General features: G+C 49.2%; 25 protein-coding genes and 1 rRNA gene. 10 read left to right on the forward strand and 16 right to left on the reverse strand.

Features of this window, described 5'->3' with window-relative positions; all coding sequences use genetic code 11:
* Together EC843_RS08130 and EC843_RS08135 are read left to right on the forward strand one after the other, a co-directional pair.
* Positions 1-849, forward strand: a complete 849-nt coding sequence (locus EC843_RS08130; RefSeq protein WP_064544377.1) for a MurR/RpiR family transcriptional regulator — start codon at positions 1-3, stop codon at positions 847-849.
* Positions 850-904: 55 nt separating this feature from the next.
* Positions 905-1,165 (forward strand): YfhL family 4Fe-4S dicluster ferredoxin, encoded by a 261-nt coding sequence (locus EC843_RS08135; protein ID WP_064544375.1) that lies wholly within the window; start codon positions 905-907, stop codon positions 1,163-1,165.
* Here EC843_RS08135 and acpS read toward each other — a convergent pair.
* The 11 genes from acpS to rpoE all read right to left on the reverse strand — a co-directional run bounded on the left by acpS (position 1,162) and on the right by rpoE (position 10,524).
* On the reverse strand, positions 1,162-1,542 hold the full coding sequence (gene acpS / locus EC843_RS08140; RefSeq protein WP_064544373.1) for a holo-ACP synthase: 381 nt from the start codon (positions 1,540-1,542) through the stop codon (positions 1,162-1,164). The two genes, EC843_RS08135 and acpS, sit on opposite strands and share 4 nt — an antisense overlap.
* A complete protein-coding gene (pdxJ, locus tag EC843_RS08145; RefSeq protein ID WP_133522032.1) occupies positions 1,542-2,273 on the reverse strand; it encodes a pyridoxine 5'-phosphate synthase in 732 nt (243 codons plus the stop codon). Before pdxJ ends, acpS begins: the two co-directional genes overlap by 1 nt.
* A gap of 75 nt (positions 2,274-2,348) precedes the next feature.
* Positions 2,349-3,086, reverse strand: coding sequence for a DNA repair protein RecO (gene recO / locus EC843_RS08150; protein WP_133522033.1), 738 nt, complete (start codon positions 3,084-3,086; stop codon positions 2,349-2,351).
* Positions 3,087-3,089: 3 nt separating this feature from the next.
* Positions 3,090-3,992 (reverse strand): GTPase Era, encoded by a 903-nt coding sequence (era, locus tag EC843_RS08155; RefSeq protein ID WP_133522034.1) that lies wholly within the window; start codon positions 3,990-3,992, stop codon positions 3,090-3,092.
* Positions 3,992-4,672, reverse strand: a complete 681-nt coding sequence (gene rnc / locus EC843_RS08160) for a ribonuclease III (RefSeq protein ID WP_064513123.1) — start codon at positions 4,670-4,672, stop codon at positions 3,992-3,994. The genes era and rnc overlap by 1 nt, the downstream gene beginning before the upstream one ends.
* Positions 4,673-4,843: 171 nt before the next feature.
* Positions 4,844-5,818 carry a signal peptidase I gene (lepB, locus tag EC843_RS08165; protein WP_133522035.1) on the reverse strand — a complete coding sequence of 325 codons (975 nt, stop codon included), beginning with the start codon at positions 5,816-5,818 and terminating at the stop codon, positions 4,844-4,846.
* Between the two features lie 14 nt (positions 5,819-5,832).
* Complete coding sequence (lepA, locus tag EC843_RS08170) at positions 5,833-7,632, reverse strand: translation elongation factor 4 (RefSeq protein WP_064544363.1); 1,800 nt, start codon at positions 7,630-7,632, stop codon at positions 5,833-5,835.
* 205 nt (positions 7,633-7,837) lie between these two features.
* The gene (gene rseC / locus EC843_RS08180; protein ID WP_064544361.1) at positions 7,838-8,317 is read right to left on the reverse strand and encodes a SoxR-reducing system protein RseC; all 480 of its coding nucleotides are present in this window, start codon (positions 8,315-8,317) and stop codon (positions 7,838-7,840) included.
* Positions 8,314-9,270, reverse strand: coding sequence for a sigma-E factor regulatory protein RseB (rseB, locus tag EC843_RS08185; protein ID WP_064544359.1), 957 nt, complete (start codon positions 9,268-9,270; stop codon positions 8,314-8,316). Before rseB ends, rseC begins: the two co-directional genes overlap by 4 nt.
* Complete coding sequence (gene rseA / locus EC843_RS08190; RefSeq protein ID WP_064544358.1) at positions 9,270-9,917, reverse strand: anti-sigma-E factor RseA; 648 nt, start codon at positions 9,915-9,917, stop codon at positions 9,270-9,272. The genes rseB and rseA overlap by 1 nt, the downstream gene beginning before the upstream one ends.
* Before the next feature lie 31 nt (positions 9,918-9,948).
* Complete coding sequence (gene rpoE, locus EC843_RS08195; RefSeq protein WP_064544357.1) at positions 9,949-10,524, reverse strand: RNA polymerase sigma factor RpoE; 576 nt, start codon at positions 10,522-10,524, stop codon at positions 9,949-9,951.
* 433 nt (positions 10,525-10,957) lie between these two features.
* On the opposite strand from rpoE, the gene nadB reads away from it, so the two are divergent.
* A complete protein-coding gene (gene nadB, locus EC843_RS08205) occupies positions 10,958-12,574 on the forward strand; it encodes an L-aspartate oxidase (protein WP_064544353.1) in 1,617 nt (538 codons plus the stop codon).
* Here the strand turns inward: nadB and EC843_RS08210 are convergent.
* Positions 12,559-13,296: a tRNA1(Val) (adenine(37)-N6)-methyltransferase gene (locus EC843_RS08210; RefSeq protein WP_064544351.1), complete on the reverse strand. Its 738-nt coding sequence runs from the start codon at positions 13,294-13,296 to the stop codon at positions 12,559-12,561. The two genes, nadB and EC843_RS08210, sit on opposite strands and share 16 nt — an antisense overlap.
* Before the next feature lie 133 nt (positions 13,297-13,429).
* Between EC843_RS08210 and srmB the strand changes: the two genes are divergently transcribed.
* Positions 13,430-14,752 carry an ATP-dependent RNA helicase SrmB gene (gene srmB, locus EC843_RS08215; protein WP_121815084.1) on the forward strand — a complete coding sequence of 441 codons (1,323 nt, stop codon included), beginning with the start codon at positions 13,430-13,432 and terminating at the stop codon, positions 14,750-14,752.
* A gap of 145 nt (positions 14,753-14,897) precedes the next feature.
* On the opposite strand, the gene grcA is transcribed toward srmB, so the two are convergent.
* The gene (gene grcA, locus EC843_RS08220) at positions 14,898-15,281 is read right to left on the reverse strand and encodes an autonomous glycyl radical cofactor GrcA (protein ID WP_064544347.1); all 384 of its coding nucleotides are present in this window, start codon (positions 15,279-15,281) and stop codon (positions 14,898-14,900) included.
* Between the two features lie 319 nt (positions 15,282-15,600).
* Between grcA and ung the strand changes: the two genes are divergently transcribed.
* Entirely contained in the window at positions 15,601-16,281 is a 681-nt protein-coding gene (gene ung, locus EC843_RS08225) for a uracil-DNA glycosylase (RefSeq protein WP_133522036.1), read from the forward strand.
* Between the two features lie 51 nt (positions 16,282-16,332).
* Here ung and EC843_RS08230 read toward each other — a convergent pair whose 3' ends face one another.
* Positions 16,333-17,394, reverse strand: a complete 1,062-nt coding sequence (locus EC843_RS08230) for a tRNA/rRNA methyltransferase (RefSeq protein ID WP_064544343.1) — start codon at positions 17,392-17,394, stop codon at positions 16,333-16,335.
* Positions 17,395-17,605: 211 nt separating this feature from the next.
* On the opposite strand from EC843_RS08230, the gene trxC reads away from it, so the two are divergent.
* The 5 genes from trxC (at position 17,606) to EC843_RS08255 (ending at position 23,345) form a co-directional block, all read left to right on the forward strand.
* The gene (trxC, locus tag EC843_RS08235) at positions 17,606-18,025 is read left to right on the forward strand and encodes a thioredoxin TrxC (RefSeq protein WP_064544341.1); all 420 of its coding nucleotides are present in this window, start codon (positions 17,606-17,608) and stop codon (positions 18,023-18,025) included.
* Positions 18,026-18,098: 73 nt separating this feature from the next.
* Positions 18,099-18,800, forward strand: coding sequence for a tRNA-uridine aminocarboxypropyltransferase (locus EC843_RS08240; protein WP_064544339.1), 702 nt, complete (start codon positions 18,099-18,101; stop codon positions 18,798-18,800).
* A gap of 32 nt (positions 18,801-18,832) precedes the next feature.
* Entirely contained in the window at positions 18,833-21,493 is a 2,661-nt protein-coding gene (gene pat, locus EC843_RS08245) for a protein lysine acetyltransferase (protein WP_133522037.1), read from the forward strand.
* A gap of 114 nt (positions 21,494-21,607) precedes the next feature.
* Positions 21,608-22,963, forward strand: a complete 1,356-nt coding sequence (gene pssA, locus EC843_RS08250; RefSeq protein ID WP_064544336.1) for a CDP-diacylglycerol--serine O-phosphatidyltransferase — start codon at positions 21,608-21,610, stop codon at positions 22,961-22,963.
* Between the two features lie 58 nt (positions 22,964-23,021).
* Complete coding sequence (locus EC843_RS08255) at positions 23,022-23,345, forward strand: YfiM family lipoprotein (RefSeq protein WP_064544334.1); 324 nt, start codon at positions 23,022-23,024, stop codon at positions 23,343-23,345.
* Here the strand turns inward: EC843_RS08255 and EC843_RS08260 are convergent.
* Together EC843_RS08260 and rrf are read right to left on the reverse strand one after the other, a co-directional pair.
* Positions 23,342-24,646 (reverse strand): MFS transporter, encoded by a 1,305-nt coding sequence (locus tag EC843_RS08260; RefSeq protein WP_064544332.1) that lies wholly within the window; start codon positions 24,644-24,646, stop codon positions 23,342-23,344. The genes EC843_RS08255 and EC843_RS08260 overlap by 4 nt on opposite strands.
* Positions 24,647-24,860: 214 nt before the next feature.
* Positions 24,861-24,976: ribosomal RNA gene (gene rrf, locus EC843_RS08265) — 5S ribosomal RNA — on the reverse strand.
* Positions 24,977-25,241 lie beyond the last annotated feature (265 nt).

The raw sequence follows: 25,241 nt of genomic DNA on the forward strand, positions 1-25,241 counted from the left end.
ATGAACTGCTTATTGCGTATTCGAAGCCGCTACCCAACCCTGGCACAAAGCGACCGTAGACTGGCTGACTTTTTGCTGGAGAAGCCCGACTACGCGCGCCATTTAAGTTCACAGCAGCTTGCCACCGAGGCAGGTGTCAGCCAGTCCAGCGTGGTGAAATTTTCCCAAAAACTGGGGTTCAAAGGCTTTCCGGCTCTGAAACTGGCAATCAGTGAAGCACTGGCCAGCGGCCAGGAACCACAATCTGTGCCTGTTCATAATCTGATATTGGGTGATGACCCACTGCGGTTAGTGGGCGAAAAGCTGATTAAGGATAATTTGGCCGCGATGCGTGCCACGCTTGATGTCAACAGTGAAGAAAAACTGCTAGCGAGTGTGGATATGTTGCGCAATGCACGCCGGGTGCTACTGGTAGGCATTGGCGCCTCTGGCCTGGTTGCCAAGAATTTTTCCTGGAAGCTGATGAAAATTGGTATTAATGCGGTGGCGGAGCAAGACATGCATGCATTACTGGCGACGGCCCAAGCTTCAAGCAGTGACGACGTGCTATTGGCTATTTCCTATTCTGGTGAACGGCGTGAGATAAATCTTGCCGCTGATGAAACACTGCGTACCGGAGCAAAAATCCTCGCGATTACCGGTTTTACACCTAACGCTTTACAACAACGCGCCACTCTTTGCCTGTATACCATCGCTGAAGAACAGGCGACACGCAGCGCGGCAATTTCATCCACCAGCGCGCAAATGATGCTGACCGACCTTCTGTTTATGGCGCTGGTACAAAGGGATTTGGAACATGCGCCGGGGCGAATTCGCCACAGTGAAGCACTGGTAAAAAAACTGGTTTGACCGGTGATTGGGCGTATAATGCCCGCCCTGTTTCTGTTGTTATCGAGATCTTCCCATGGCACTGCTCATCACTAAAAAATGTATTAACTGCGATATGTGCGAGCCGGAGTGCCCGAACGAAGCTATTTCCATGGGGGAGAGCATTTATGAGATCAACACCGATCGCTGCACTGAATGCGTCGGGCATTACGAAACGCCAACCTGCCAGAAAGTCTGTCCGATCCCGAATACTATCATTAGCGATCCGGCGCATATTGAGAACCAGGAGCAACTGTGGGACAAGTTCGTTCAGTTGCATCATGCAGACAAACTTTAGTTCTCAATAATTACCGTTGCACACGCATAGTGCCGTTCATCGGCAAGCGTAACATGCACTGAGCGCACGCCCATTCTTTGCGCGACTCGTTCCGCCTCTTCCCAAAACCGTAATTGCGGTTTGCCTAGTGGATCGTTAAAAACCTCGAACTGATTAAACGCCAGGCCATTGCGAATTCCTGTCCCAAACGCTTTGGCTGCAGCTTCCTTTACTGCAAAGCGTTTGGCAAGAAAGCGCACCGGCTGCTGGTGCGCCTGGTATTGCAGCCATTCATTGGCACTAAGCACACGCTTCGCCAGGCGGTCGCCGGAACGTGAGATAACGCTTTCGATACGCGCTATCTCCACGATATCGGTGCCAAGGCCAAGAATAGCCATTAGCTACGTGCTTCCAGCATCAGACGTTTCATTTCTGCTACCGCTTCTTTCAAACCGCTCATTACCGCACGGCCAATTATTGCATGGCCGATATTCAGCTCATGCATTTCTGGCAAACGGGCAATAGCTTTGACGTTGTGATAAGTCAGCCCGTGTCCGGCGTTCACTTTCAGGCCTTTTCCGGCGGCATAGGTTGCAGCTTCGGCAATACGCGCCAGTTCTTTGGCTTGAGTCTCGTCGTCTTTTGCATCAGCGTAGCAGCCGGTGTGAATTTCGATATATGGCGCACCAACAGCTACCGCTGCATCAATTTGCGCGTGGTCAGCATCAATAAACAGAGAAACCAGAATGCCAGCATCGGCCAGCCGTTTGCAGGCATCACGCATTTTATCCAGTTGACCGGCGACATCTAGCCCGCCTTCGGTAGTCACTTCCTGACGCTTTTCTGGCACAAGGCAGCAGAAATGAGGCTTGGTTTCGCAAGCAATATCAAGCATCTCTTCGGTAACGGCCATTTCCAGATTCATACGTGTGTCGAGGGTCTGGCGCAAGATGCGTACATCGCGATCGGTGATGTGCCGGCGATCTTCACGCAGGTGAACGGTAATACCGTCAGCCCCTGCTTGTTCGCAGATAAATGCCGCCTGCACTGGGTCTGGGTATGCCGTGCCACGTGCGTTACGTAAAGTTGCGATGTGATCGATATTGACGCCTAACAGTAATTTAGACATGCCTTTCCTCGGGTCAGAACGGTTTGAGTTCAGGCAGTTTACACCGGGTAAGGAAAGCATGGCTACGACCAGACGTTATTGCGGGTCTTGCGGTGATTTGAGTGGTGGAATTTTAGGCACAAACTGGCGGAATAATTCGCGGCTTTTAAGCGGTTTGCCACCGAGGTAAGGTTTCAGCGCCATTCTGGTAAAACGTTTCGCGGCGCGTAAGGATGCAATATCAGGGAATTCGCGATTGGCGAGAGCTTTGAGTTCATGCCCAGTGAAACTACGGTTATCCACCACCAGGCTCGCGATAAACCCTTTCTCTTCACGATAGCGATAAGTCATGGTGTCGCTGACTTCTTCCCCGCTTCCTGTGCAGTGCAGGAAATCCACGCCATATCCCAGGTGCCCCAGCAGAGCCAATTCAAATCGGCGCAATGCCGGTTCCGGCGAGCCGCTGGTACCCGCTAATGCCTGAATGCAATGAAGGTAGTCGAAAAATAATTCAGAGAAACGCGTTTCATCTTCCAGCACGCGTGAAACCAGTTCATTCACGTACAGGCCGCTGTAGAGCGTAATACCACTAAGTGGAAGTGCCAGTGAGACAGCTTCGGCGCTACGCAGTGTTTTGACTTCACCACGACCGCCCCAGCGAACCAGCAAAGGGGTAAAGGGTTGTAGAGTCCCTTTAAGGTTAGAGCGGCGAGAACGAGCGCCTTTCGCAATTAAACGAACGCGCCCGGACTCTTCAGAAAAGAGGTCTAGCAGAAGGCTGGTTTCGCTCCAGGGGCGACTATGCAGGACAAAAGCCCGTTGCCAGCCTTCCATTGGTTAGTCGTCTGTGTAGCCGAGGCTGCGCAACGCGCGCTCGTCATCTGCCCAGCCGGATTTAACCTTCACCCACAATTCCAGGTGAATTTTCGCTTCAAACATGTCTTCCATGTCTTTACGCGCTTCGATACCGATGGTTTTGATTTTGGCGCCTTTGTTGCCAATCACCATTTTCTTCTGGCCTTCACGTTCAACCAGAATCAAACCATTGATGTCGTAACCACCGCGAGCGTTAGTCACAAACTGTTCAATTTCAACGGTCACGGAATACGGTAATTCCGCGCCAAGGAAACGCATCAGCTTTTCACGGATGATTTCAGAAGCCATGAAACGCTGAGAACGGTCAGTGATGTAATCTTCCGGGAAGTGATGAATCGCTTCTGGCAGACGTTTACGCACGATGCTGGCGATAGTATCCACGTTCATGCTGTTTTCAGCAGAAATAGGCACAATATCGAGGAAGTTCATCTGGCTACCGAGGAATTGCAGGTGCGGCAGCAAAACGCCTTTATCCTGAACGTTATCGACTTTGTTCACCGCAAGAATTACCGGCGCTCGCGCGTCACGCAGTTTGTTAAGCACCATCTCGTCATCTGCGGTCCACTTAGTGCCTTCAACCACAAAGATAACCAGCTCAACGTCACCGATGGAGCTGCTGGCAGCTTTGTTCATCAGGCGGTTGATGGCACGTTTTTCTTCCATATGCAGCCCTGGGGTATCGACGTAAATCGCCTGATACGGACCTTCAGTATGGATGCCCATAATGCGGTGACGAGTGGTCTGCGCTTTACGGGAAGTAATAGAGATTTTTTGCCCAAGCAACTGGTTTAGCAGCGTGGATTTGCCGACATTTGGGCGACCAACGATGGCCACGAATCCGCAAAAGGTTTGTTCTTCGCTCATTATTCCAGCTCCAGCTTGATAAGCGCCTGCTCAGCTGCAGCCTGTTCCGCTTTACGGCGGCTTGAACCGGTACCAACGACCGGCTCAGGCAGGCCACTCACCTGACAGTGAATGGTAAATTCCTGATCGTGCGCTTCACCACGAACCTGCACCACCAAATAAGATGGCAGTGGCAAGTGGCGACCCTGCAAATACTCTTGCAGACGCGTCTTAGGGTCTTTTTGCTTATCGCCTGGGCTAATTTCATCCAGACGAGATTGATACCAGGAAAGAATTAAGCGCTCAACGTTCTGGATATCGCTGTCGAGGAAAACACCACCAATTAAGGCTTCGACGGTATCGGCCAGAATAGATTCGCGGCGGAAACCACCGCTTTTCAATTCACCCGGCCCAAGGCGCAGACATTCGCCTAATTCAAATTCGCGGGCAATTTCTGCCAGCGTATTGCCGCGCACCAGCGTCGCACGCATACGGCTCATATCGCCTTCGTCAACACGAGGGAAACGATGGTAAAGCGCGTTTGCGATAACGTAGCTAAGAATTGAGTCACCCAGGAATTCCAGACGCTCATTGTGCTTGCTGCTGGCACTGCGATGCGTTAATGCCTGTTGCAACAGATCCTGATGTACAAAAGTGTAGCCCAGCTTACGCTGCAGCCTATTTATTACGATGGGGTTCATGCGATACCAATTAATGAATGCGTCAATTATTCAGCACACGGAACAGACCTGAAAAAGAGAACCAACGCTGTTTCGTTTGCCGTGGCTCCTCTAAGAGGAGCCAACCTTAATACGGGGGGATATTCTATAGATAACGACATAGAAAGTCGTTATCTGAATAGATTTAATTGATCAATGAATTCCGCCAATACGGCTTAAACGAACACCCGTTGGCCATTCACCTTCTTGTTTCTCAAAACTCATCCAGATTGCCGTCGCTTTACCTACCAGATTTGCCTCAGGAACAAAGCCCCAATAACGGCTATCAGCGCTGTTATCGCGGTTATCACCCATCATGAAGTAATGGCCTGGTGGAACAATCCAGGTCGCCAGTTGTTGGCCTGGTTGCTGGTAGTACATCCCCAGTTGATCCTGAGCGATTGGCACCGTCAATATGTTGTGAGTTACATCACCCAACGTTTCTTTGCGCTCAGACAGCCGGATACCGTCTTCTTTGGTCTGGTTCAGCGGCAACTGGAAAAAACCAGAATTCGCTTCACTGCCGTTACGGCGCGCAAAGGTCTGAACGAAATCGCTCGGCTCTACGTTGCTGTAAGTAATTGGCAGAGCGTTATCACATGCCTGGCCAGAACTGCAATTTGGCTGGACCGTGACTTCTTTTGCAACGGGATCGTAACTGACGTGATCGCCCGGTAAACCAACAGCACGCTTGATGTAATCCAGACGAGGATCTTGCGGGTATTTAAAGACCACAATATCACCGCGTTTTGGATGACCCGTTTCAATGAGCGTTTTCTGGTAAATCGGATCTTTAATGCCGTAGGCAAATTTCTCCACCAGAATAAAGTCGCCAATTAATAACGTTGGCATCATTGATCCTGATGGGATCTGGAACGGTTCATAGATAAACGAACGCACGATCAAGACAATAGCGAGCACCGGGAATACGGATGCCCCCGTTTCTAACCAACCTGGCTTAGGTGCCACTTTTTTTAGCGTTTTGCTATCAAGTGCATCACCAGTGGCAGCTTGCGCTGCCGCCTGTTTTTCCTGACGCTTTGGCGCAAAGATAAATTTATCGATACACCATAAAAGGCCCGTTACCAGCGTCGCTATCACGAGGATTAGCGCAAACATATTCGCCATGCCAACTCCTTAATTTATTTGCTGTCTTTGCCGACATGCAGAATGGCGAGGAACGCTTCCTGAGGCAATTCGACGTTACCGACTTGCTTCATACGCTTCTTACCGTCTTTCTGTTTCTGCAACAGCTTTTTCTTACGGCTTACGTCACCGCCGTAGCATTTCGCCAGAACGTTTTTACGCAACTGTTTCACGGTAGAACGCGCAATAATATGTGCGCCGATTGCCGCCTGAATCGCAATATCGAACTGTTGACGTGGGATCAGCTCCTGCATTTTCTCAACCAACTGACGGCCACGGAACTGCGAGTTGCCACGGTGAGTGATCAATGCCAGAGCATCAACACGGTCGCCGTTAATCAGTACATCAACACGTACCATGTCAGAGGTCTGGAAACGTTTGAAGTTATAGTCCAGAGAAGCATAGCCACGGGATGTTGATTTCAGACGGTCGAAGAAGTCGAGTACTACTTCTGCCATCGGGATTTCGTAAGTCAACGCAACCTGGTTACCGTGGTAGACCATGTTGGTCTGTACGCCACGTTTTTCGATACACAGAGTGATGACGCTGCCCAGATATTCCTGTGGCATCAGCATATGACATTCAGCGATTGGCTCACGCAGTTCAGCAATGTTATTCAGTGCTGGCAGCTTAGATGGGCTATCAACATAAATTGTTTCGCCGCTGGTGGTTTCAACTTCGTAAACTACGGTTGGCGCTGTGGTAATCAGGTCAAGGTCGTATTCACGTTCCAGACGTTCCTGAATGATTTCCATGTGCAACAGACCAAGGAAGCCACAACGGAAGCCGAAGCCCAGTGCCGTTGAGCTTTCTGGCTCAAAGAACAAGGAGGCATCGTTCAGGCTCAATTTACCCAACGCATCACGGAAGTTTTCGTAATCGTCAGAGCTTACCGGGAACAGACCCGCATAAACCTGTGGTTTCACTTTTTTGAAACCTGGCAGCGCTTTATCTGCTGGGTTACGCGAAAGGGTCAGGGTATCGCCAACTGGTGCGCCGAGAATGTCTTTGATCGCACAAACCAACCAGCCAACTTCACCACAACCCAGTACATCGCGATCAACACGTTTTGGCGTGAAGATACCCAAACGGTCAGCGTTATAGACCTGGCCGGTGCTCATAACTTTGATTTTGTCGCCTTTTCTCATGGTACCGTTTTTGATACGAACCAGAGAAACAACGCCGAGGTAGTTATCGAACCAGGAATCGATGATCAGTGCCTGTAATGGCGCATCAGGATCACCTTCTGGGCCCGGGATATCACGCACCAGACGTTCAAGTACATCTGTTACGCCAAAGCCGGTTTTAGCCGAGCAGCGCACCGCATCAGCGGCATCAATGCCAACAATATCTTCAATTTCCTGCGCAGCGCGTTCAGGATCGGCAGCTGGCAAGTCAATTTTGTTCAGAACTGGAACCACTTCCAGATCCATTTCCATGGCGGTATAGCAGTTTGCCAGGGTCTGAGCTTCTACGCCCTGACCAGCATCGACCACCAGCAGCGCACCTTCGCAGGCTGCCAGAGAACGGGAAACTTCATAAGAGAAGTCAACGTGGCCTGGGGTGTCGATGAAATTCAGATGATAGGTTTCGCCATCTGATGCTTTGTAATCCAACGTTACGCTTTGCGCTTTGATGGTAATACCACGTTCACGCTCCAGATCCATGGAGTCAAGAACCTGAGCTTCCATTTCACGGTCAGACAAGCCGCCGCAAATTTGGATAATACGGTCAGACAGCGTCGATTTGCCGTGGTCGATGTGGGCAATAATAGAAAAGTTACGTATATTCTTCATAGTTAGAGGTTTTTATGCCTTACAAATCCGGGAAAGCTCGGCGCAATGCGCTGTACAGAGCGTGATGTCAATGGCTGTCTTTTGCCTGAAACGCCGCATTCTACACTACAACGAGAAAGCGAGGAAACAGGTCATCATGCAAGCGTAGCTGAGAGATGAAAGACCTATAGAAAGTGTGTCTAACAGATTGCGGATATCGGAGACTCTACTGGCTATCCGCAGGAGTCGTCGTTTCGACTCTAAGAACATTTGGTGGTAGTGCGACACTGAGAATAACAGGTTGCCAGGTTTCACGGCGGCTGAGCTTTAATGAGAACCCGCGCGCGATCAGAAAACCGCCCACGCCGCCCAGAACAGCACCGCAAATCGCCGCAAGGTTGGTACCAAACAGCGCCTGAAACACTCCCGAAACCAGAAATAAGCCCAGCAATGGGGACATATAAACCAGCAACGCAGAACCTATCAGGCTGCCTTCAGCAATACCCAATTCGACTTTTTGCCCCGCCACCAGCGGCGTATCGCAAGCAACAGACAAGGTGTGGCTGGTTTGTGGGCCGAGTTTGTTGAGAATGCGGCTGCCGCAGCCTGCGCGTGAAGCACAGCTACTGCATGACGCTTTTACGTCACAGCTTAACAGTGCTTCACCTTTTTGCCAGGAGATAACGGTAGCCCACTCCTTGATCATTGCGCTGTCCTGAATTTGATACTGTCAGCAATACGTTTCGCTGTTTGTGGCGGAAGCTCACCGACGATCGTAATTTCAGTTTTATCCCGAACTTCAGAACTCACCGTGCGGCGCCCGGTGCGCAGTAGCTGATCGGTGCTATTGCTGGCTGCACGGCTAATGTTGACCGAGAAGCTGAACAGACCATCAGAATACAGGCGAGATTCGATAGGAACATCAACAGTCGGCAATGGACGACGGCTGCTGGAGACCTCACTAAAACCTTGCGGCAACCAGGTCGGTGCCCAGGCAAAATTGATTTTTTCAGCACCCGGCACTGACAGCAATGGCGGTAAATTCGCCTTCGCCAGGCTTTGCATCATGCCGTTGGCTTCTTTGCTGACGTTGAAGGAAATAACGCGGAATTGCTCCAGCGTTTCACCATCACGGTCCAGCAAATCAACACGCATAGGTAATTTGGTTTCCGAGTCCAACCACACCATATAGCTGTAACGCGTGCCATCTCGTGCCACGACTCGGATTACTTCGCAAAGCCTGTCGGCAATACGAGTTCGTCCGACAGAAATGAAGTCGTAATAAGGTGTTAAGCGTTTGAAATCGGTGTAGACGATTGATGGAAGCGAGTCAACAATGTAATCACCAGTGAGCGTAAACGGCTCAAGCCCTGGTTCAAAATAGCTGATTTCACTGCCACGCTGGACAACTTCTCGGCGTGGGCCATCCATCTGAAGCAATTGCGCAAGTGGACGATTATCAAGTCTTGCATGGCGATAGCGTAAGGACTCTATCCCTTGCTTATTAATACTGATAAATGCCAACTCATAATTGAGTGACTGACTCGCCTGGTTCATTTGCTGCAACAACGCCCCGGACGAAACTGTGTCCGCCGAGGCATTTGAGCTGAACAACAGGCTGCTTGTCATAAGAGACAGTGCATACCAAAGTTGCTTCATTACTGCGATTGAGTTCCTAACGTTTGGTTTCCTGGCACTTGTACCGCAGCTTGCTGGGTTTGTGCCTGTTCAAACTGGAGTTGCTCGGCGTGTAAACGACGCTGCAATTCGTAATCTTGCAGCATAGCATTGATACGTCGACGTTGTTCCTGTACCTGCTGCTGACCAGTACTTGCAGTGCTGTCAGACGGAACACCCAAGCTTACCGGGCTCGCTTTACCCATCATCGGTAAAGTGTTGAACACAGGAGCTTCAGGCTGCGCAGGATTGTCAGATTGGCCATTATATTGCTGCACACCAACGATTACCGCAAGCGATACGCATGCTGCAACACCCACTTGGGTAAGCTGGCTGGCCCACGGACGTACCTTTTTCCAGAACGACATTTTCTGCCATTGCTGAGGTTCAGGCTGCTGTTCAGTAATAAGTGGCGTGACATGACGCACTGGTTCATTTTCGATTGCCGCCATAACATTGGCTGCAATATCAAAATGAAGCAATTCACTGGTATCGCCGCGCATAGTATCGCGGATTAGGTGGTAGCTCTCCCAGCTTTGCTGCAATGATTTGTCTTGTGACAAGACACTTAGCAGTTCGCTATCCAGAGTTTCCCCATCCATTAAAGCGGAAAGCTGTTCTTTCTGCATGCCTAATTACCCTTCCAGTAACCCGCTATCGTCAACGCCTGATAAGCGGTTGAACTTTATTATCAATAGCTTCCCGCGCACGGAAAATACGAGAACGTACTGTCCCTACCGGGCAATCCATGATGGCGGCTATTTCTTCATAGCTCAAACCATCCAACTCCCGCAACGTAATTGCCATGCGTAAATCTTCCGGGAGTGACTCAATAGTACGGAAAACTATTTGTCTCAGTTCTTCAGACAACATTAAGTTCTCAGGGTTCGAAATTTCTTTCAATGCACTGCCACTTTCGTAGTTTTCCGCATCAATTGCGTCCACATCGCTTGATGGAGGACGACGACCCTGAGCAACCAGATAATTTTTTGCCGTGTTGACCGCGATGCGGTACAACCATGTATAAAACGCACTATCGCCACGGAATGAATCCAGTGCGCGATAAGCTTTGATAAAAGACTCCTGCACCACGTCAGGAACATCTCCTGAAGGTACATATCGGGAAACCAGACTCGCCACTTTATGCTGATAGCGAACCACCAGTAAATTAAATGACGTCTTGTCTCCCTTCTGGACCCGTTCGACGAGGACCTGATCCGTTAACTGCTCACTCATCCGAGGTAATGTCTCCCCAAACCTATTTCCACGCGTAATTGAAAAGCCACCCGAACTCTGCATAAATGAGCAAGTTCACGGTTGGAGCACTCGATTTGAGCAAAGTTCCATTACGCCGTTGTTTTCCTGATCTGTCCCACGAATTATCTCTTCTTGATTATAAGTTTCATGGCACAAATGGTGGCACCTTTTTTGTCCGAAAAGGCGATCGCTAGATTCATGCAGAGTATCGCATGAATGATGATTTTTCATTAGAAAATCTGCCACTAACAGTGAACTGGCACGAAAAAGTGCTTAAAGACACTATTATTCGGATGAAACTGAGCTTTGCCTTACTTTTGTTTAGTTCATATAACACCAGTTTAAAAAAAGCGTGTTACAGCCCACATCGGGTGATATGCTGGCCTGACCTTTGTTTAGTAAATTAAACACGATGAACGCAAATTCCGAACTCGCTTGTGATGTATTAATCGTTGGTAGCGGAGCTGCTGGCCTCTCTCTAGCCTTACGGCTTGCCGAAAACTGCAAAGTTATTGTTCTGAGTAAAGGGCCAATTAATGAAGGCTCAACGTTTTATGCTCAGGGTGGCATTGCCGCGGTGTTTGATGAAACGGATAGCATCGATTCACATGTCGAAGATACGCTGATTGCAGGCGCCGGAATTTGCGATCGAGATGCGGTGGAGTTTGTCGCCAGTAACGCACGCCATTGCGTGCAATGGTTAATCGATCAAGGTGTGTTGTTTGACACTGAGATCCAGGCTAATGGCGCGGAAAGCTATCATTTAACTCGCGAAGGTGGGCATAGCCATCGCCGTATTCTCCATGCTGCAGACGCCACTGGCAAAGAAGTTGAAACCACACTAGTCGGCAAAGCACTGAGCCATCCAAATATTCGTGTTATCGAGCGTAGTAACGCCGTCGATCTTATTGTTTCAGACAAGATCGGTCTGCCTGGCACGCGACGTGTCGTGGGGGCCTGGATCTGGAACCGTAATCGCGAGAAAGTGGAAACTTGCCGTGCGAAAGCCGTGGTTTTAGCCACTGGCGGCGCGTCGAAGGTTTATCAGTACACCACTAATCCAGATATTTCTTCAGGTGATGGCATTGCCATGGCGTGGCGTGCAGGTTGCCGCGTTGCCAATCTGGAATTTAATCAGTTCCATCCAACAGCCCTCTTCCATCCTCAGGCTCGTAATTTCCTGCTAACCGAAGCATTGCGCGGTGAAGGTGCTTACCTCAAGCGCCCAGATGGCAGTCGCTTTATGCCAGATTTTGATGAGCGTGGCGAACTGGCTCCGCGTGATATCGTCGCTCGTGCCATCGACCATGAAATGAAACGTCTGGGTGCCGATTGCATGTATCTGGATATTAGCCACAAGCCCGAAGAGTTTGTGCGCCACCATTTCCCAACGATTTACGAAAAGTTGATGGGGTTGGGTATCGATCTGACTAAAGAACCAGTACCTGTGGTGCCCGCTGCCCATTACACCTGTGGCGGTGTGATGGTTGATGAAAATGGCCGTACTGACGTTGATGGGCTATACGCTATTGGCGAAGTGACTTATACCGGTCTGCATGGTGCAAACCGTATGGCGTCGAACTCGTTGTTAGAATGCCTGGTTTATGGCTGGTCTGCTGCAGAAGATATTATGAAGCGTATGCCATACGCGCGTATTTCCAGATCATTACCTGACTGGGATGACAGCCGGGTCGATAATCCTGATGAGCAGGTCGTTATCCAGCATAACTGGCATGAACTGCGTTTATTTATGTGGGATTACGTCGGTATTGTGCGTTCCACGCGCCGACTGGAGCGAGCATTGCGCAGAATTACCATGTTGCAGCAGGAAATTGACGAGTACTATGCCAACTTCCGCGTGTCGAACAATTTACTGGAACTGCGCAACCTTGTGCAGGTTGCCGAGTTAATTGTGCGCTGTGCCATGATGCGTAAAGAAAGCCGGGGTTTGCACTACACGCTGGACTACCCGGATTTGGCTGAAAATTCTGGGCCAAGCATTCTTTCACCGCTTTACATAAACAAATAGAAGTCCTGGGTCAGGCCACAGTAACCTTCGGAATAGTGTTGGTCTGGCCCACGAATCGTCAAACGCTCGGTAAAATACTCACCATCAGTTGGTGACAGTGCCAACATCACACGATGCGGCAAGCGAGTTTCATTATCTGCGATATCCGTACGGTAACGTACAAACCATCCCTGTGTTTTTGCCAGTTCACAAAAAGCCGTTCCCGACGTTTCAGGCATGATCACACAGAAAAAACCATCTTCAGTGATCAACTGTGCGGCACTACTCAACAACGCGTTATGATCAAGCGTTGTGGTATAGCGAGCCTGAGCGCGCTCCGGCGAAGCACAATCACTGCCCTGGGAAAAAAATGGCGGGTTGCTGACGATTAGCGAGTAACGTTGCGTGGCTTGTTGCGCCCATTCACGAATATCAGCGCAATGAACTGAGATACGCGAAGACCACTTGCACCCTGCGGCGTTTTCCGCAGCTTGCTCAGCGGCAACAGGATCAAGTTCTACTGCATCGATCGTGACATTGTCAGGCGTGCGCTGCGCTAGCATTAATGCCAGCAAGCCGCTTCCGGTGCCAATATCCAACACGTTTTTCACATTTGCTACGGGTACCCATGCGCCCAGCAATGTGCCATCGGTACCGACTTTCATTGCGCATCGATCGTGCGCTACAAAGAACTGTTTGAAGGTGAATCCATCACGACGCAATACTGCTTTTTGACTGCACATCTTAGCTACCCTGTAGAGAAACGGGTGTAGCATAGGGGAAAGTCGCTGCCAGGAAAAGCATCAGTTATCCACACAAACAGATGAAGATCGCAGCCATAACGTCTATAATCGGCGCCCTACATAGAGGAAGACCATGACTGTAACCACTTTTTCCGAACTGGAACTTGACGAGAGCTTGTTGCTCGCGCTCCAGGACAAGGGCTTTACCCGCCCGACAGCTATTCAGGCTGCCGCCATTCCACCTGCACTTGAAGGGCGTGATGTCCTTGGTTCCGCACCAACCGGTACCGGTAAAACAGCCGCTTATTTGCTGCCTGTGTTACAGCATTTGGTCGATTTCCCGCGTAAGAAGTCTGGACCACCACGTATTTTGATTGTCACGCCAACACGTGAACTGGCAATGCAAGTAGCCGATCATGCTCGTGAACTGGCAAAACATACCCATCTTGATATCGCAACCATCACGGGTGGCGTGGCATATATGAACCACGCTGAAGTGTTCAGCGAAAACCAGGATATCGTTGTTGCAACAACGGGTCGCCTGCTGCAATACATTAAAGAAGAAAACTTTGATTGCCGTGCAGTAGAGACACTGATTCTTGATGAAGCCGATCGCATGTTGGATCTGGGCTTTGCGCAGGATATTGAAACCATTGCTGCTGAAACTCGCTGGCGCAAACAAACCATGCTGTTCTCTGCAACGCTGGAAGGCGATGCGATTAAGAATTTCGCAGAACGTTTGTTAGAAGATCCAGTTGAAGTTTCCGCGACATCATCAACACGCGAGCGCAAGAAAATCCACCAGTGGTACTACCGCGCCGACAACGTTGAGCACAAAACTGCACTGCTGGTGCATTTGCTGAAACAGCCGGATACCACCCGTTCGATCGTTTTTGTTCGCAAACGTGACCGTGTGCATGAGCTGGTTGCCTGGCTGCGTGAAGCGGGTATCAACACCTGCTACCTCGAAGGCGAAATGGTGCAGATGAAGCGTACCGAAGCTATCAAGCGTTTGACTGATGGCCGCGTGAACGTATTGATCGCTACAGATGTTGCCGCACGTGGTATTGATATTCCAGAAGTCAGCCATGTCTTCAACTTTGATATGCCGCGTACAGCCGATACTTACCTGCACCGTATTGGGCGTACAGGCCGTGCTGGCCTCAAAGGAATCGCTATTTCTCTGGTTGAAGCGCATGACCATTTGCTACTTGGCAAAGTGACGCGTTACATGAAAGAACCCATGAAATCGCGCATAATTGAAGAGCTGCGCCCAACGACCCGTGCACCAAGTGAGAAGCTCACTGGTAAGCCGTCGAAGAAAGTGCTCGCTAAGCGTGAAGAAAAGAAAAAAGACGATAAAGAAAAGCCGCGTGTGAAGGTCCGTCTACGCGATAAAAAGAATGTCGGTAAGCGCCGTAAACCAAGCAGTGCGAAAACCGAATCCGCTGAATAATTCGTCAGCAGCTATAGAAACCGTCTCCCAGGAGGCGGTTTTTTTATGATTTGAGTTAGAGTTTTAACCGTTCCGTTACATTCTTGAACCAGAACCATAAAAAAAGCCGGTGCAACTGCCACCGGCTTTTTAAATATTTTAAGAATTACAGGCTTGCAGTGAAAGTACGAGCAATAACGTCACGCTGTTGTTCTGGAGTCAGTGAGTTGAAACGTACCGCATAGCCAGACACACGAATGGTCAACTGTGGGTATTTTTCTGGGTGCTTAACAGCATCTTCCAGAGTTTCACGACGCAGAACGTTCACGTTCAGATGCTGGCCACCTTCTACACGAACTTCAGGTTTTGCTTCCACGCCGATTTCGCGATATTCGAACTCACCCAATTTGCTCACTGCGACAACTTCGTCTTCTGCAAAATCAGCTTTAGCACATACACAACGCGCTTCACCTTTTTCGCTGTCTAACAGCCAGATAGAGTTCAAGAGTGAATCATTTGCAGCTTTAGTAATTTGGATACCAGTAATCATTTTATTTCTCCCTTTGGGCTAATTTTGTGATTCTATTTCGGGCCATAAACTGGCTCATTGGTAAAACCATTGTTGCGTTACTGATCTTTATACTAGCCAAACCAGCTTCAAACCTTGATTTAAATCAATTAAATCCATGCCATCAATGTGCCTATGATATCATTTATTTGTTTTACATCAACTTAGCGAGGCTCGTGAAAATTAAAAATTATGTAAATTTTCAACTTTTTTTAAGTTTATGGCGCTTCCGTTGCTGATTCATTTCCTTAGAAGAAAGAAGCCGTTAAGCTAGTCGCATTACGAATCGCAGGAGAGCGAGATGACTACCCCCCTCACCTGGCACGATGTGCTAGCGCAAGAAAAGCAACAACCCTACTTCACGAATACTCTGGCAACCGTTGCTGAACGACGTGCTGCAGGGGTGACGGTTTATCCACCTCAGAAAGACGTCTTCAATGCCTTCCGATTTACTGAGTTGGCTGATGTGAAAGTCGTGATTCTTGGGCAAGATCCTTACCATGGTCCTGGGCAAGCGCATGGCCTGGCTTTTTCTGTTCTGCCGGGGGTTGCTGTGCCACCCTCTTTAAAGAATATGTACAAAGAGTTGCAGAGCGACATTGCTGATTTTATGCAACCAAACCATGGTTATCTCGAAAGCTGGGCGCGTCAGGGCGTGCTTTTACTCAACACGGTATTAACCGTCGAGGCGGGTAATGCGCATTCGCATGCGAAATTAGGCTGGGAAACATTCACAGATAAGGTGATTGCGCTGATTAACGAACACTGCGAAGGCGTCGTCTTTTTACTGTGGGGGTCACATGCACAGAAGAAAGGCAGCTTTATTGACCGGAACCGCCACTATGTATTACAAGCCCCTCATCCGTCACCTTTGTCGGCACACCGTGGTTTTCTGGGGTGCGGCCACTTCTCGAAAACCAATCAATATCTGATGGAACATAACCAGCCAGCAATAAACTGGACGCCGGTATTACCAGATTAAACAGACAAAAAAGCCAGCTTTCGCTGGCTTTTCAAATCAGTCAACAATGCATTACGCTTTGTTTTGACGCCACCACTCAGACAGCAACACACCGGTTGCCACTGATACGTTCAGACTTTCAACGTTACCAGTACCTGTGATAGCAACGCTCATGTCAGCATTTTCAAAGGTTGCGTCAGACACACCTTCGCGTTCCTGACCTAACACCAAAACCATTTTCTTCGGCAGCTCAGCTTTGAAAAGCGGAGTCCCTTTGTGGCTTGATGTTGTGACTATCGCGTAACCGGCTTTACGGAACTGCTCCAGACCTTCTTCGAAAGTCTCGCCGCTGATAGCTTCAACATGCTCTGCACCGCCTTCGGCAGTACGAACTGCAGCGCCAGACTCCAGCATTGCTGCATCTTCCACCAACAAGCCTTTCACACCAAAGTGTGCACAGCTGCGCATAATGCCGCCGAGGTTGTGCGGGTTAGCAACGTTTTCCAACGCCAGTACACAATCTTCTTCGCCAGCTTTAGATAACCAGCTGTCAACAGTAATGCCGCGACGCTTTTTAATGATGAAGCAAACGCCACCGTGGTGTTCTGTACCGGATGCTTTTACCAACTCCGCATCATCTACCACATGGTAGGCTTTACGGTTTGCAGCCATCCAACGTAATGCTTCTTTGAAACGCGGTGTCACGCTCTGGATAAACCAGGCGCGTACGATGCAATCAGGGCGGCTAAGGAACAGAGCCTGACATGCGTTCTCACCGTAAACACGTGTTTCTTCCGCACGTTGGCGGCGAATGATTTCAGGGTCAACAATAGGTCTGCCATTGGCACCCATTTGCTCGCCTGCATCAGACACTTCTTCTCTTGGCGGTCGTGAAACCGTGCGCCATGGATTATCACCACGATCTTCACGATCGTCACTACGATTCCGCTCGCGCCCTGCGCCAGGTTTATCATCGCGACGTGGACCACGACGGCCCTCACCCCGTGACGGTGCTGCTGGACGCCCACCGCCTTTACCTGTGCGCGGGTTTTGGCTGCGTTTTTCGCTGTCATCGTCACCGCGGACATACATCACTTTGACCTTGCCGCTTTTACCTTTAAATTCGTCGTTCATGCTTTTCTCCACCTGGCTGAGCGCGTGGCGCGCAGATTACCCGATGTGGCACTGGTTAGCCATTAACTTTGGTCAAAAGCCGGCAACTATTGTAGCCATCGAATAAATCACTTGGCTGGCACTCGACTAATCGCCAATAATATTTAACATATGAGAAACATCATCTGTGATTTTCGTCATTTTTGGACAACACATCCTTTAGAGGTTAGTTATGAATACCGTTTGTGCCGCCTGCCAGGCAATTAATCGCATCCCCGATGAGCGTATTGATGACGGTGCTAAATGCGGCCGTTGTGGTCATGAACTGTTCGATGGTGAGGTTATTAATGCCACCAGCGAAACCCTGGATAAATTGCTGCAAGACGACTTACCGGTAGTTGTAGATTTCTGGGCGCCATGGTGCGGCCCTTGCGTCAACTTCGCGCCAATCTTCGAAGACGTAGCCGAAGAACGCAGTGGCAAAGTACGTTTCGTTAAAGTTAATACCGAAGCGGAGCCTGCACTTAGCGCACGTTTTCGCATCCGCAGCATTCCGACCATTATGGTTTTCAAAAAAGGTGAGATGGTCGACATGCTAAACGGAGCAATGCCGAAAGCACCATTTGATAGCTGGCTGAACGAAAATCTCTAAGTTCACAGGTACGTTTCTTTGTACCCGTGAACTTCATCTACGTTAGAATGGCGTTTTTAAGCTTGTTTATCTGATGACTGAAAACGCCGTCTTACGTCTTCGTGCCGAACGCCTGGCGCGTGCAACTCGCCCATTTCTTGCTCGTGGTAACCGCATCCGCCGTTGCCAGCGCTGCCTGCTGCCGCTAAAACAATGCCTGTGTGAAACACTACAGCCACAGAATGCACGAAGCCGTTTCTGCCTGGTTATGTTTGACACAGAGCCAATGAAGCCGAGTAATACCGGGCGACTTATTGCAGATATTTTGCCAGACACTGAAGCATTCCAGTGGTCACGAACAGAACCACCACAGGCACTGCTCGATTTAGTCAGCTCCCCGGATTACCAACCAATGGTTGTGTTCCCTGCATCTTATGCAAGCATTGAGCGAGAAGTCCTGACTACGCCTCCAAAAAGTGGCAAACCACCACTTTTTATCATGCTCGATGGCACATGGACTGAAGCCCGTAAGATGTTCCGCAAGAGCCCATATCTGGATAATCTGCCGGTCATTTCTGTGGATTTGAGTATTGTTTCTGCCTACCGACTGCGTGAAGCCCATGCCGATGGACAATACTGCACCGCCGAAGTTGCTGCAGCGTTGCTCGCACTTGCAGACGATGAGCACGCAGCCGTCGGGCTGACAGAGCATTTTACGTTGTTCCGTGAACGATATCTGGCAGGTAAACCTCATCATCAATCCAGTGTCACAGCAGCGGAGCCAGAAAGCGTTTAAACTCACTGGGTTAATTCTCAGGGGAGAGAACAATGAGTCAACGTGGGCTGGAGGCGCTGCTGCGCCCCAAATCAATTGCGGTTATCGGGGCTTCTGCAAAAACAGATCGCGCGGGTTATTTAATGATGCGCAATCTGTTGGCCGGAGGCTTTAATGGCCCGGTAATGCCAGTGACACCAACCCATAAAGCGGTGTGTGGTGTTCTTGCCTGGCCAGATATCGCAAGCCTCCCCTTCCCCCCTGACCTTGCGGTAATTTGCACTCATTCGAAACGTAACCCGGAATTACTGCAATCACTGGGAGAAAAAGGGTGTAAAGCCTGCATTATTCTCTCCGCTCCACCAGAACAACTTCCCGAATTATTAGCTTGTGCTAATCAATGGCAAATGCGTTTGCTCGGTCCAAATAGCCTTGGGCTGCTTGCGCCATGGCAAGGCCTTAATGCGAGTTTCTCACCCGTTCCGATTCAGAAGGGCAAGTTGGCATTCATCTCGCAATCTGCAGCGGTGTCCAACACCATTCTTGACTGGGCTCAACAACGAGAAATGGGATTCTCGTGGTTTATTGCGCTGGGTGACAGTCTGGATATTGATGTTGATGAGCTGCTGGATTATCTGGCTCGCGATACCAAAACCAGTGCGATTTTGCTTTATCTCGAACACCTGAGCGATGCGCGACGTTTTGTCTCGGCGGCACGAAGTGCTTCACGTAACAAACCCATTCTGGTGATTAAAAGCGGAAGAAGTGGCAAAGCCCAGGAGTTGCTCAAAACACATATTGGGCTTGATGCAGCGTGGGACGCAGCCATTCAACGAGCCGGTTTATTGCGCGTTCAAGACACTCATGAACTCTTTTCAGCTGTAGAAACGTTAAGCCACATGCGCCCACTGCGCGGTGAACGCTTAATGATTATCAGTAATGGTGCGGCGCCCGCGGCACTAGCGCTGGACGAATTATGGTTACGCAACGGTAAACTTGCGACCCTGAGTGACGAAATCCTCGGTAAGCTAAAAAGTGTGTTGCCAATCAGTGTTGAAACTGGAAACCCGCTTGATTTACGCGACGATGCGACACCTGAGCGCTATCTCCGGGCAGTGGAAACCCTGCTTGATAGCCAGGACTTTGACGCATTAATGATTATTCATGCCCCGAGTGCAGCAGCCCCGGGAACCGAAAGTGCCACGGCCTTAATTGAGTTAATACACCGTCATCCGCGTAGCAAATATATAACTTTGATCACCAACTGGTGTGGCGAGTATTCCTCGCAGGAATCCAGGCGATTATTCAGCGACGCAAGCATTCCCACTTACCGTACCCCTGAAGGTGCAGTCACCGCCTTTATGCACATGGTGGAATATCGCAGAAATCAGAAACAACTGCGTGAAACCCCAGCGTTACCCGCCAATTTGAAAGCCAATGCCAGCGATGCCCATCTTCTTATCCAGCAAGCATTAAGCGAAGGTGCGACGTCGCTCGATACTCACGAAGTACGTCCGATTTTGCAGGCTTATGGGTTGAATACGCTACCCACCTGGATTGCCGGTGACAGTGCAGAAGCAGTGCATATTGCCGAACAAATAGGTTATCCGGTCGCGCTGAAGCTACGCTCCCCAGATATTCCGCATAAATCTGAAGTTCAGGGGGTAATGCTGTATCTAAGAACCGCCGCTGAGGTTCAGCAAGCCGCTGATGCAATTATTGACCGCGTGAAAATGGCGTGGCCGCAAGCTCGTATCCATGGGCTATTGGTACAAAGTATGGCTAACCGTGCTGGCGCTCAGGAGCTCCGAATCGTGGTTGAGCACGATCCGGTGTTTGGCCCGCTGATTATGTTGGGCGAAGGTGGTGTTGAGTGGCGTCCGGACCAGCAGGCTGTTGTGGCTCTTCCTCCACTCAATATGAACCTCGCCCGCTACCTTGTTATTCAGGCGATCAAAAGCGGCAAAATCCGTGGACGCAGTGCATTACGCCCGCTGGATGTGCCAGGTATTAGTCAGATCCTGGTTCAGGTTTCAAACTTAATCGTTGATTGCCCGGAGATTCGTCGCCTGGATATTCACCCACTATTGGCTTCAGGCAATGAGTTCACGCTTCTGGATGTCACTTTGCAACTCGATAAGTTTGAGGGGGATCCGGAAAGCCGCCTTGCAATACGCCCATATCCGTACCAGCTGGAAGAAAGCATCACTCTCAAGAATGGCGAACAATGCCTGTTCCGCCCGATCCTCCCGGAAGATGAACCTTTGTTGCAACAGTTTATTTCCCTGGTAACCAAAGAGGATCTTTACTATCGCTATTTCAGCGAGATCAACGAATTTACCCATGAAGATTTAGCCAATATGACCCAGATCGACTACGATCGAGAAATGGCTTTTGTGGCTATTCGTGAGCTAAACGGATCACCGGAGATAATCGGTGTGACTCGTGCGATCTCAGATCCCGACAACATTGATGCTGAGTTTGCTGTGCTTGTACGTTCCGATTTGAAGGGACTCGGGTTAGGGCGGCGTCTGCTGGAAAAACTGATTAGTTACACCGGCGAACATGGGCTGCAAAGATTGAATGGCATTACCATGCCGAACAACCGAGGTATGGTCTCTTTGGCGCGAAAACTCGGATTTGATGTCGATATACAACTGGAAGATGGCATCGTCAGTCTGACTCTTCCATTGATAAAAAGCATGGATTCGTGAGTAAGGTACTGGAAAACTTACTCACTTTGCGGGTCAGTAGTGGTATTATCAGCAAGTTCTGACGTCTGGATTTTGCAGAAGGCCATCCAATGAATAGAGAAGATACGCACTGTGATGTTGTCTAAATTTAAACGTAATAAACATCAACAACACCTTGCCCAATTGCCGAAGCTTTCTCAGTCAGTTGATGATGTAAAGACTCTTTTCTCCCCAGCAGATTTCCGTGAAGTTCTGCTGCAAAAAATCGCGAGCGCCACCCGCCGCATCTGTATTGTTGCTTTATATCTTGAGCAAGATGATGCCGGTAAAGCCGTGCTAAATGCTCTCTACCAGGCCAAGCAACAACGCCCGGAAATTGAAGTGACCGTTCTGGTGGATTGGCATCGTGCTCAACGAGGCCGCATTGGCGCAGTTGCAACCAACACCAATGCTGACTGGTATCATCGTATGACCGAGGAATATCCCGGCGTAGAAATTCCAGTTTATGGCGTGCCTGTAAATACACGCGAAGCATTAGGTGTTCTACACTTCAAAGGTTTTATTGTTGATGATTGCGTGATTTATAGCGGCGCGAGTATTAATGATGTTTATCTGCATCAGCATGACAAATATCGTTATGACCGCTATCAGGTTATCTGTAACCCTCAGCTTTCCGACGTCATGTATAACTGGATGCACGAAAATCTGGTGGGTGGTCGTGCAGTACATCGATTAGACAAACAACACAGACCAAAAAGCCCAGAAATCAAAAATGATATCCGCTTGTTCCGTCAGGAATTACGCGATGCCAGTTTCCATTTTCAGGGCAATGCCGATAACGAGCAACTTGCCGTTACGCCGCTGGTTGGGCTGGGTAAAGCCAGTCTGCTCAATAAAACTATCTATCATTTAATGCCGTGTACCGAACGCAAGTTGGTTATCTGCACGCCTTATTTCAACCTGCCCGCGGTACTGGTACGTAGCATCATTGAGCTGTTACGCGAAGGAAAACAAGTCGAGATTATTGTCGGTGATAAGACAGCGAATGATTTTTATATTCCAGAAGATCAGCCGTTTAAGATAATTGGTGCGTTACCCTATCTTTATGAAATTAATCTTCGCCGTTTCCTGAGTCGCTTACAATACTACGTAAACAGTGGCCAGTTGGTGGTACGTCTGTGGAAAGATGACGACAATACTTTCCATCTCAAAGGCATGTGGATAGATGATGAGTGGATGCTATTGACGGGTAATAACCTTAACCCGAGAGCATGGCGACTGGATCTGGAGAATGCGATTCTAATTCATGACCCTAAACAGGAACTGGCTGTACAGCGTGACCATGAATTAGAATTAATCCGTACTCACACGACGGTAGTTCAACACTATCGTGACCTACAAAGCATCTCGGAATATCCGGAGAAAGTCCGTAAGCTTATCCGCCGCCTGCGTAGAATCCGTATCGACCGCTTGATCAGTCGCATTCTGTAATTCATCGCTATATTTAAAGCCCTGCTTGCAGGGTTTTTTTATAGCCAGAGGATCATGAATGCAGCGTCTTTTACTCCCTTCGATAGTACTTCTCAGCGGTTGCAGCCATATGGCGCAAGACCAGTGGCATGGCCAGGACAAAGCACAGCACTTTATTGCATCGGCTATATTATCCGCAGCAGGTAATGAGTATGGTCAACATCAGGGCTGGAGCGATTCCCGTAGCGCAAATTTCGGTTTCTTATTTTCGGTCAGCCTAGGCGCAACAAAAGAATTCTGGGATAGCCGGCCCGCTGGAAGCGGATGGAGCTGGAAAGATTTCACATGGGATATAGCCGGTGCCGCCACCGGCTACGCTATCTGGCAACTCGCCAAATATTAAAGTTTGATCCCTTTCCCTTTACGGTGCAACAGCAGTGATACCAGGAATGCCACTGCTCCCATCACGGAGACATACCAGAAAAATGCGGTTTCCATTCCTACCGATTTCAGTGAAAGTGCGACATATTCAGCCGAACCACCAAACAACGCATTCGCTACCGCATAGGACAGGCCAACACCTAATGCTCGAACTTCAGGTGGAAACATTTCTGCTTTCAAAATACCGCTTATAGAAGTGTAAAAGCTGGCTATCAGCAAAGCTAATATAACGAGACCAAATGCTGCATACGGTGAATTTACGTTTTGCAAAGCGGTAAGAATAGGTACAGTCATTACTGTAGCAAGGCCACCAAAGCAGAGCATGGAATTACGCCGCCCAATCTTGTCAGACAGCGCACCAAAGAAGGGTTGTACCAACATAAATATCAACAATGCAAACGTCATTAATGCACTGGCTGTATTGGCGTGCATTCCAGCGGTATTTACTAAATATTTCTGCATATAGGTGGTGAAAGTGTAGAAGCTTAGCGAACCACCGGCTGTAAATCCAAGAACCATAATAAAGGCACGGCGGTTCTTCCACAGCCCCACCAGGCTACCTGCATCTTTATGTTCCCGTGTAGATTTATCTGAGGTCTCATCAAGTGAGCGACGTAAATAGAGAGCAACCACTGCCAGCACGGCACCAAGTGCAAAAGGAATTCTCCACCCCCATTCACGTAATTCGCCTTCGCTGAGTATTTGTTGAAGTACAACAACCACCAACAATGCTAAAAGTTGCCCGCCAATAAGCGTTACATATTGAAAAGACGCATAAAAACCTTTTCGCCCTTCAATGGCAACTTCACTCATGTAAGTCGCACTCGTGCCGTACTCACCGCCTACGGATAACCCCTGGAATAAACGTGCCAGCAATAGAAGTGCAGGAGCCCAAGTCCCAATGGTGGAATATCCTGGTAAACAGGCAATTACCAACGAGCCAAAACACATCATGCATACTGAAATCAGCATTGAGTTTTTACGCCCATGCTTATCGGCAATGTAACCAAACAGCCAGCCGCCAATTGGTCGCATCAAGAACCCTGCTGCAAATACGCCTGCTGTTTGTAGAAGCTGTGTTGTGTTATTACCTGAGGGGAAAAAGATATGGGCAAAATACAAAGAGCAAAATGAATAAACGTAGAAATCAAACCATTCAACCAGATTCCCTGATGACGCGCCTACAATCGCCCGAATACGCCGGCGCGAATCTGAGCTAGTAATAATAGTTTTATCCTGATGCGTTGTTGTTGCTTCGGTCACTTTATTAATCTCCTGTCTTCCTGAATCGGAACAAATTCCACAGATCCAGTAAAGCAGGTGGTAATGCAGATGTTATATAGAATTATCTGGTATTGATGTTGCAGTGCCAAAAACTGTGAACAAGCTAATCTTTTGGATTTCTGTTGAGGAATTTCATAAATCGCAGACAGCAAAAAGCCCTGTACGTCAGTACAGGGCTTTTTGCTTAATTGGAGCCTGGCAGTTCCCTACTCTCGCATGGGGAGACCCCACACTACCATCGGCGCTACGGCGTTTCACTTCTGAGTTCGGCATGGGGTCAGGTGGGACCACCGCGCTAGTGCCGCCAGGCAAATTCTTTGAATTCTTATTATTCGTATCATCCTGATACTCACCCCTTCGGGGCCAACGCTAAGCGTTGTTCAAAATCGTTCCCTACGATTTTGTCTGTTTCATCAACCGTCACAGTGTTATCTGTAACCATCGACTTAAAATCTCGGTTCAAGCTGAAAATCAAATATCTTAGTCTCTCAACCAAAACACCTTCGGTGTTGTAAGGTTAAGCCTCACGGATCATTAGTACTGGTTAGCTCAACGTATCGCTACGCTTACACAC

This window comes from Buttiauxella sp. JUb87, assembly GCF_004361975.1.
Taxonomy (GTDB): domain Bacteria; phylum Pseudomonadota; class Gammaproteobacteria; order Enterobacterales; family Enterobacteriaceae; genus Buttiauxella; species Buttiauxella ferragutiae.